Below are 2,164 nucleotides of genomic sequence, written 5' to 3' on the forward strand. Positions count from 1 at the left end.
CTCCTGATCCCAAACTGCTTTGCGATCCTGACGAAAGGCCCGCCGCGATGGCGGGCCTTTTTTATGGCCAGTTTGTTCCCCCTATTCTTGACATTGAGCGGCAGCGCACAAACAACCTATACGTAGGACTAAGGGGAAAAACTCGTGCTTGTGTTGCAAAGGCTATGCTATAGCTTTGTCTAATAACAATAACATAAGCCACCTTTCCTCATCTGAACTGCCGCCCCACACACTGGCAGAACAGATGTCCTCCGAAAGCGGCATTCCCGGGAAGTTTCATCTGAGAGACCCGTACAACGTGCGTCGATGCAGCAATGTGTCGGCACCCGGCTTATTCGTCTATGGGGATACCAAATAATGGGATTGAATATAAAACGCGGCAACAAGCCGTCTGCGCCGAAAGCGGCGGGAAAATCGGGATTGGGCGTACGCGAAAAACTGGCCGGCGCCTTTTTCCTGGTTGGCCTTATTGCTGTATTGGCAGCAGCCGTTTCCGTATTTTCATTTAATAAATTTGGCACTCGGCTTGACGAGATTGCCTATGAACAACTGCCACCAATGTTCACCGCCCAGCAACTGGCAACCGAAAGCGTGAAGATCGTCGCATCCGCACCGCGGATTGTTGCGGCCTCAACACCGTCCGAAGAGCAGGTTGTCAAAATCGAACTCGACATGTTGCTCGATGGCTTGCGCGAAAAGCTTGAGAAACTCGCGCAATCGGGGATGTCACCTGAATCCCTGTCGCATATCGAAAAAAGCGGCCAGGACCTTGCCGGTGGCTTGGAAGAGCTGCACCAAAAAACCCTGAACCGCTTTGAAGTTGCTGCTGAAATTTCCGAGAAACTTGATCAGTTCCAGCAGCTGAGCGGTCGATTTGCATCAATGATCAAACCATTGACATCGATGTCACAAAATCAAATTTCCACTGTTGCTGCCCAGGTCGAAGAACTGCGCAAAAGCGGCAATTATCTGACACCTGATCAGCTGACCCAAAGCAAAGATCTGCTGTTTACGCTTGATACAACGCTCAGCGACCGTGCGCCGATCCTCGAATTGGCACGTCTTGGCGGGGAAATCACCAACACAATTTTGAGCACTGCGTCATCAAGTGACTCGACGCGCCTAAAAATCACTAGCGTTCAGATCCGTGGCACAATTGATCAAGCCGAAAAAACCATCAATGGCCTTGAAAACAAGAAACTTCAGAAGTTTTACCTTGGTCTGATCAAGGATATTCGTGAGCTGACGGTTGGGGATGCAAGCATCCCAGCATTACGGATGCGCGAACTTGAACTATCCGAAGAACAGGCCGCTGCCGTTGTCCATACTGCAGAATACGCAACCGCTATGGAAAATGGCGTCAATGCGATGGTCGAGGCCCTTCAAACCGGTGTTGATCGGGCTGCGGGTGATGCAAACACACTCAACACCCAAAGTACCTACGTCATGTACGGGGTTGGCGCCGCAGCAATCCTTATCCCGTTACTGATCTTTGTCGTCTATGTGCGTGGCAACCTTTTGCGTCGTTTGGCCGGTTTGCAGAAAACCATGGTTTCGCTGGCGGATGGTGATCTTGACGTCGATGTTCCGTCCAAAGGGCATGACGAAATTTCCGCTATGGGACGGGCTGTTGATGTGTTTAAGGAAAATGCGCTCAAGGTCCGCGATATGCAGGCCGAAGAAGAGCACCTTAACCGTGAACGCAATGAAGCGCTGCGCGACGAGCTTCTTGGTCTGGCTGATACACTTCAGGATGAAGTCGAAACAGCGGTCAATGAAATCGCCACCCTTGCCGATCAGCTTCAGGGTGTTTCGGGTCAGATGACCCACAGTGCCGAACTGGTATCAACCCAGAGCGAAGATGTCGCAACATCGGCACAGGAAGCCACCGGCAACGTTGAAACGGTTGCGGCCGCAACCGAGCAACTTTCGGCATCCAACGCCGAGATTAATCGTCAGATGGCAGAGACGACACGTATCTCTAACGAGGCGTCTCAACGTGCTCAGCATACCAACGAACTGGTACACAGCCTGTCGCAATCGGCCGGTCGTATTGGCGAGGTTATCGCGCTGATTACCGACATTGCCGAACAAACTAACCTTCTGGCACTGAACGCAACGATTGAGGCCGCCCGTGCGGGTGACGCTGGCAAAGGCTTTGCCG

Annotated in this window: 1 protein-coding gene; it reads left to right on the top strand. The window is 52.1% G+C overall.

The window, feature by feature from the left end; translation table 11 throughout:
- Window positions 1–357 precede the first annotated feature (357 nt).
- Window positions 358–2,164 (top strand): methyl-accepting chemotaxis protein (locus AMM48_RS22025; RefSeq protein WP_102785831.1); only part of this gene is annotated, 1,807 nt, incomplete at its 3' end.

Origin of the sequence: Thalassospira sp. GB04J01 (assembly GCF_000751115.1) — a bacterium.
Lineage (GTDB): Bacteria > Pseudomonadota > Alphaproteobacteria > Rhodospirillales > Thalassospiraceae > Thalassospira > Thalassospira lucentensis.